At 60.8% G+C, this 1096-nt stretch carries 2 protein-coding genes; both read left to right on the top strand.

Features of this window, described 5'->3' with window-relative positions; translation table 11 throughout:
- Positions 1 to 771, top strand: a 771-nt coding sequence (locus A5695_RS11290) for an LLM class F420-dependent oxidoreductase (RefSeq protein ID WP_068081203.1), incomplete at its 5' end; no start/stop codon positions are given.
- A gap of 53 nt (positions 772 to 824) precedes the next feature.
- Positions 825 to 1096 (top strand): aldo/keto reductase (locus tag A5695_RS11285; RefSeq protein WP_197515318.1); only part of this gene is annotated, 272 nt, incomplete at its 3' end.

Genomic DNA, 1096 nt, shown 5'->3' with positions numbered 1-1096 from the left:
ATGTTCACCCTGGCCGACCACTTCTTTCAAATGGAACAGGTCGGCAAGGCCGAGGACCCGTTCCTGGAGGGCTACACCTCGCTGGGTTTCCTGGCCGGGCAGACCGAGACGATCACGTTGACCTTGATGGTGACCGGGGTGACCTATCGCTACCCCGGCCTGCTCGCCAAGACAATCGCCACCCTCGACGTACTCTCCCGTGGTAGATCAATGTTTGCCATCGGCGCGGCGTGGTACGAGCGGGAGCACCTGGCGCTAGGTGTCACCTATCCGCCGCTGCGACAACGATTCGAAATGCTCGAAGAGACGGTGCAGATCTGCCAGCAGATGTGGAGCGACAATGACGGCCCGTACCAGGGCCGGCACTACCAGCTGGCCGAGACGATCTGTCAACCACAACCCATCAACCGTCCGCCCGTGCTGATCGGCGGGGACGGCGAAAAGAAGACGCTGCGCCTGGTCGCGCAGTACGCCGACGTTTGGAATAGCAACGCCGCAACACCCGATGAGGTGAAGCACAAAGTCGAGGTCCTGAAACGGCATTGCGAGGAGATCGGACGAGACCCCCGCGAGATCCGCAAGACCCTCATGCTCGGTCCACAGTTCGACCCGTTCGGCGATCCCACCGCATTTATGAATGCAATGCAGGGCTTCGCCGAGGCAGGCATTGAATTGATCAATATTGCTGCCCTGCCGGGAAATCCCGATCCGATCGGGTTCGTCGGCCGCCTCGGCGACGAGGTGATCCCCAAACTGGCTTTGCTGGCCTGACTAGGCGCTGATCCGCGCCTGCCGCCACCCGACCCCCAACAACAGGAATCCCTATGCGCTACATAAAGCTTGGAACTACCGGTTTGGATGTCTCACCGATCGCCATCGGCGCGATGACATACGGCCAGCCCAATCGCGGGTATCCCGTCTGGTCACTGGACGAGGAAACCAGTAGGCCGCTCATCAAGCACGCCGTCGAGACAGGCATCAACTTTTTTGACACCGCCAACGGATACTCGCTGGGCAGCAGCGAGGAGATCCTCGGTCGCGCCCTCAAAGACTTCGCCGACCGCGACGAAGTCGTCATCTGTACCAAGGTGTGCTC

The organism is Mycobacterium sp. E1747 (genome assembly GCF_001667775.1).
In the GTDB taxonomy this organism is placed as follows: domain Bacteria; phylum Actinomycetota; class Actinomycetes; order Mycobacteriales; family Mycobacteriaceae; genus Mycobacterium.
Note: the sequence above shows the minus strand (reverse complement) of the source record. Positions and strands in the feature narration are given on the sequence as shown.